This window comes from Desulfurobacterium sp. (assembly GCF_027028515.1).
In the GTDB taxonomy this organism is placed as follows: domain Bacteria; phylum Aquificota; class Aquificia; order Desulfurobacteriales; family Desulfurobacteriaceae; genus Desulfurobacterium_A.
Genome location: NZ_JALVIW010000039.1, coordinates 1 through 4,870 on the forward strand (window position 1 = coordinate 1; position 4,870 = coordinate 4,870).

Genomic DNA, 4,870 nt, shown 5'->3' on the forward strand with positions numbered 1-4,870 from the left:
AGGGAAACGCCGAACTTTCTGGCTATTCTGTTTAGAGAATCACCTTTCCTCACTCTGTAGATTTTGTACCGTTCCGGTATAACAAGACGTTGTCCTGGATATATTACGTAAGGTGGTTTTAGTTTATTTGAGAGAATAATTTCTGTAGTTGTTGTACCAAATTTTTCGGCTATCTTATTGAGGGAATCCCCCTTTTTTACGATGTACGTTGAAGCAGTTGCTGTAACGGAGATTGTGAGAACTATAATAAAAACTTTAATAAGTGATTTCAAAATCTTCATACACACCTCTGTAGTTGGAGTAGCTGTATTTTACATCTTTAACATCTGCAAAGAAAGGCCCTTCTCTAAGGTAGCCAAGGAGTCTTTCGAGTTTTTCCTCATCGCCTTCAGCAACGACCTCAACTCTTCCGTCCGGAAGATTCCTCACGAAACCTTTTAATCCCAGGGATTTTGCCTTTGAACGTGTGAATGCTCTGTATCCTACGCCCTGAACCCTTCCTGATACGAAGGCGTGGAGTGTCTTCAGAGCCATTTTTTAATCTCCTCTGCCGTTTTTAAACCATTTTCATATCCGGTTTTAAAAAATTTTTCAATGTTTTTGAAGTCAAACGGCGAACCGGGCAGGTGGTGGTTGACAACAATGTCGCAGAAGGGCTCTCTGTACTGCTGGTTTTCAAGAACCTGTGCCATAGCACTTCTCATAGCAACATCTGTGAGAGATTCGGGATTGTATTCAGGATTTACGAAGTGAACGCTTGAACCTATGACGATGTCGCATCCAGAAACCCTTGGAAATTCAGCAGGCATGGCGTTTCTTATTCCGCCGTCTATGTAGTAATTTCCGTCTATTTTCCAGGGAGCAAATAGGGGCGGTATTGAACAGGAAGCGACTATCCAATCGGAAGCTTTTCCCTCTGTAACGAATCTGACTTTAAGTGTTTTAAGATCAACGACGGTGAGGGCAAATGGAATTTTGAGCTCTTTTATGTCTACGTCGCCAATGAATTCTTCCAGTTTCTTTTTCAACTTTGTCAGTTTGAAAAGACCACCTTTGAAGGACGGAGTTGCTAACTGCTTCCAGTTTAGAGACAGTGCAACTTCAACAATTTTATCAGGATTGTATCCGTAAGCGTAAAGAGCACCTATTATCGAACCGGCACTTGCACCGGAAATGGCAGCAGGACAGATACCCTTTTGTTCCAGACCTTTTAAAAATCCGGCATGAGCAACTCCCCTGAGGAAGCCGCCGGAAAGGGCAATTCCTATCTTTTTCATTTAGAATTCGTACTCCTGACCCGGTTTTACTATTTCAACCCTGATACCTCTTTCTTCAGCCAGCTTTTTGAAATCTTCCGGGTCTTTATCTATAACCGGCCAGGTTTTGTAGTGCATCGGTATGGCAACTTTCGGTTTTATCATTTCAGCTGCTATGGCGGCGTCTCCTGGGTCCATGGTAAAGTTTCCACCGATTGGCAGGAGTGCTACATCTATATTTTCATATTTTCCTAAAAGTTCCATGTCGGCAATAAGTCCTGTATCGCCGGCGTGATAAAGGTTTTTGCCCTCAACTTCTATTATTATTCCACACGGATTTCCACCGTAGATGACTTTATCGCCTTCGACGATTGCACTTCCGTGGGCTGCCGGTGTTAGTTTTACCCTTCCAAACGGGAACTGGTATGTTCCACCTATGTGCATTGCGTGAATGTTTGCTCCCTTTGATCCGCAGTAGGATGCAGTTTCAAAGATTGAGACTATAGTTGCGCCGGTTCTCTTTGCTATTTCAATGGCGTCACCTAAGTGGTCGCCGTGGCCGTGGGTAACGAAGATGTAGTTTATATCTGTAAACTCTTCAGGTTGGGCTATGTTCCATGGGTTCTGTGATAGAAATGGGTCAATAAGAGCTTTTAGCCCGTTTCCCTCCACGTAGAAAGCTGCATGGCCTAAATACCTTAGTTTTGCCATCTCCACCTCCCTCAAAGGGTTTCTCTGAGTGTTACAAGATTTTTCTTGACGATGAATCTCACTTTTCCGTAGAGAGGCGTCTTTTCAAGAGCGGCAACTAAGTAGGTTTCATATGCAAGTTTGTAGAGAATAACAATTGTGTGGCTCAAGAACACTACCATTTCTTCCAATTTTTCTTCCTTATCTACATCTGTAAAAGCTTCTGAGAGGCGTAGTGCCGGAGTAATTATGAGGCTTGCCATCTCTTCAATGTCAAAGTTCAGGTTTGGCTTTGAGTATTCAGCGATTATAAGTCCTTCTTCATCAACGATAGCAAGTGCCTTTATATCTTTGCTCTCTTCAGCCAATTTTTTCAGAATTTCTTTCATCCTTCTATCCTAAATAAGGTTTTCCTCTATTAAAACTTCCGCTATTTGAACGGCGTTTAACGCTGCTCCTTTTCTGAGATTATCACCAACTATCCACAAGTTTAAACCATTTTCTATTGTATCATCTTTTCTAATTCTTCCTACAAGAACGTTATCTTTCCCTGCTACATCTATGGGGGTTGGATATACGCCATTTTTAAAGTCGTTAACGACGGTAACGCCCGGGGCATTTTTTAGAGCATTTATCGCATCTTCAACGGATACAGGTTTTTCAAATTCCAGGTTTACGCTCTCAGAGTGCCCTATGAAGACAGGAACTCTTACACAGGTTGCGGAAACTTTTATTTCCGGGTCGTGCATGATTTTTTTCGTTTCGTTTACCATTTTGTGTTCTTCTTTTGTGTAGCCGTCGTCAAAAAAGACATCTATTTGTGGAACGCAGTTAAAGGCAATTTGTTTTGGTATTTTTTTGGGTGGAGGGACTTTTGTTCCCTTTAAAACGGCTTCTGATTGGGCCTTAAGTTCTTCTATAGCGGCAGCGCCTGCTCCTGAAACGGCCTGATAGGTTGAAACGACGATTCTTTTTATTCTTGATAGGTCGTAGAGCGGTTTAAGAGCAACTACCATTTGAATAGTAGAGCAGTTTGGATTTGCGATGATTCCTTTGTGCCACTTTACGTCCTCTGGATTCACTTCCGGAACAACTAAAGGTACCTCTTTGTCCATGCGGAATGCGGAGCTGTTGTCTATTACTACGGCTCCCCTTTTGACGGCTTCCGGAGCAAACTGCTTGCTCCTGTCTCCACCGGCAGAAAACAAAGCTATTTCAACACCTTCAAATGATTCTGGTGTGAGTTTTTCTACGGTTATTTCTTCTCCTTTAAACTTTAGTTTTTTTCCGGCAGAACGTTCAGATGCTAACAGTTTTATCTTATCAACGGGAAAGTTGCGCTGTTCTAATACCTTTATCATTTCTTTTCCAACGGCACCTGTTGCACCGACCACGGCTACGCTGTATCCCATTCTTTCTCTCCTTAAACCTTATTTAAATAGAGATTTAATTATACTACACCGATACTTTAAGTTCTTCACACAGGGTTTTAATGGCTTTGCCTCTAAGTTGACTTTTAACTTTCTCAGTAAGTGCTTTTTTAATTGCTTCTCTTTTTTCTGATACGTCTATTAGAGCTTTTTTGATTTCTGCAGGTGTCGCTTTGTCCTGGATAAGCTCGGGGATCACCTCTTCCCCGGCTATTATGTTAGGGAGAGATATATACTTCGTCCTTACGAGTCGCTTTGCAATTGCGAATGTTAATGGATGAAGTTTGTAGATGACAACATGAGGAAGAAGGGCTATTGCAGCTTCAAGGCTTGCGGTTCCGGAAGCTATAATTCCTGCCTTTGAATAAAACATTGCGTTGTATGCTTCGTTTCCTTTTACAATTTTTACGAAGGGGACTTCTCTTTTTATCGTTTCCGAAACAGCTTTAAAATCGAGGCTTTCGGCAATAGGGAGAATAAATTCTTCTGCAGGGTCTGTTTCTTTTATTTTTTTGGCGGCTTTTAACATGAGTTGAAGGAGATATTTTATTTCGGATTCACGGCTGCCCGGCATGAGGAGGATGGGAGGTTTTTTTAAGTTGTATTCTTTAAAAAATGCCTCTCTACTTTTGTCTGGTTTTACCATGTCCATTAGCGGATTGCCCACGTAGGTTACTTCAAAGTTAAATTCTTTGTAAAGTTCCACTTCAAAGGGGAATATTACAAACATTCTATCGACTAACTTTGCAATCTTTTTTCCCCTTTTGTAGTTCCACGCCCAGAATTTTGGAGATATGAAGTAGAAGACTTTTATTCCCTCCTCTTTTGCTGCTTCTGCCACTTTCATGTTAAATCCGGGAAAGTCTATCAGAAGTACTGCATCAGGCTTTTCCTTCTTTAAAAAGTTTCTGATTGTATTTAGTCCCTTTCTTATTTCTAAAAGTTTTGTAACTGCTTCAAACAGCCCAAATGCCGTTAGTTTTTTTGCATCGTAGATGTTTTTAACGCCTTCTATCTCTTCAAGCAAAACGCCGTAAAGTTCTAAATCGTTTTTAAGTTCATCTGCGATTTTCCTTGCATAGTTGAATGCGGAAAGTTCACCTGTTACTATGAGAAGCTTTTTCATCGTTCACCTGTAATTTTTCTGGCTATCATTAAAAATTCACCCTCTTTTACAAGGTAGCTCTTTTTGCATCCCGCCCTTTTTCCAGCTTCAATATCGATTATCTTATCTCCTATCATGAAGCTCTCTCTTAAATTTATGTTCCACTTTTTTGCTGCTTTAAAGAAAAGTTCGGTTTCCGGTTTTCTGCAACTGCATCCTTCGTCAGGTTTGTGAGGGCAGAAAAAGAAATCGTCAATTTGAACGCTGTAAGGTTCTAAAAGTTGATTCAGCCTTTTGTTTACTGCATGGAAATCTTCCTCTTTAAAATAGCCTCTTCCTATGCCGGATTGATTGGAGATTACGATTAGGAGAAATCCTGCGTCTTTTAG

Annotated in this window: 8 protein-coding genes; all 8 read right to left on the minus strand. The window is 41.0% G+C overall.

What is annotated here, in order from left to right; translation table 11 throughout:
* The coding region (locus MV676_RS03425; RefSeq protein ID WP_297445331.1) for a LysM domain-containing protein at positions 1–281 on the minus strand (281 nt) is incomplete at its 3' end.
* The gene (locus MV676_RS03430; RefSeq protein WP_022847732.1) at positions 256–534 is read right to left on the minus strand and encodes an acylphosphatase; all 279 of its coding nucleotides are present in this window, start codon (positions 532–534) and stop codon (positions 256–258) included. The genes MV676_RS03430 and MV676_RS03425, both read right to left, overlap by 26 nt.
* Positions 525–1,277 (minus strand): patatin-like phospholipase family protein, encoded by a 753-nt coding sequence (locus tag MV676_RS03435; RefSeq protein WP_297445332.1) that lies wholly within the window; start codon positions 1,275–1,277, stop codon positions 525–527. The genes MV676_RS03430 and MV676_RS03435 overlap by 10 nt, the downstream gene beginning before the upstream one ends.
* Positions 1,278–1,967 carry a metal-dependent hydrolase gene (locus MV676_RS03440; protein ID WP_022847730.1) on the minus strand — a complete coding sequence of 230 codons (690 nt, stop codon included), beginning with the start codon at positions 1,965–1,967 and terminating at the stop codon, positions 1,278–1,280. It lies immediately after the preceding gene.
* Between the two features lie 11 nt (positions 1,968–1,978).
* Positions 1,979–2,335 (minus strand): hypothetical protein, encoded by a 357-nt coding sequence (locus MV676_RS03445; protein ID WP_297445334.1) that lies wholly within the window; start codon positions 2,333–2,335, stop codon positions 1,979–1,981.
* A gap of 9 nt (positions 2,336–2,344) precedes the next feature.
* Complete coding sequence (locus MV676_RS03450) at positions 2,345–3,358, minus strand: aspartate-semialdehyde dehydrogenase (protein ID WP_297445336.1); 1,014 nt, start codon at positions 3,356–3,358, stop codon at positions 2,345–2,347.
* Between the two features lie 43 nt (positions 3,359–3,401).
* Entirely contained in the window at positions 3,402–4,502 is a 1,101-nt protein-coding gene (gene lpxB / locus MV676_RS03455; protein ID WP_297445337.1) for a lipid-A-disaccharide synthase, read from the minus strand.
* A partial coding sequence (locus tag MV676_RS03460; protein ID WP_297445338.1) for an HAD-IIIA family hydrolase occupies positions 4,499–4,870 on the minus strand: 372 nt, incomplete at its 5' end. The genes lpxB and MV676_RS03460, both read right to left, overlap by 4 nt.

Coding starts and splice junctions, on each gene's coding strand:
- MV676_RS03430 (WP_022847732.1), bottom strand. CDS start 534: ATGGCTCTGAAGACACTCCACGCCTTCGTATCAGGAAGGGTTCAGGGC.
- MV676_RS03435 (WP_297445332.1), bottom strand. CDS start 1,277: ATGAAAAAGATAGGAATTGCCCTTTCCGGCGGCTTCCTCAGGGGAGTT.
- MV676_RS03440 (WP_022847730.1), bottom strand. CDS start 1,967: ATGGCAAAACTAAGGTATTTAGGCCATGCAGCTTTCTACGTGGAGGGA.
- MV676_RS03445 (WP_297445334.1), bottom strand. CDS start 2,335: ATGAAAGAAATTCTGAAAAAATTGGCTGAAGAGAGCAAAGATATAAAG.
- MV676_RS03450 (WP_297445336.1), bottom strand. CDS start 3,358: ATGGGATACAGCGTAGCCGTGGTCGGTGCAACAGGTGCCGTTGGAAAA.
- lpxB (WP_297445337.1), bottom strand. CDS start 4,502: ATGAAAAAGCTTCTCATAGTAACAGGTGAACTTTCCGCATTCAACTAT.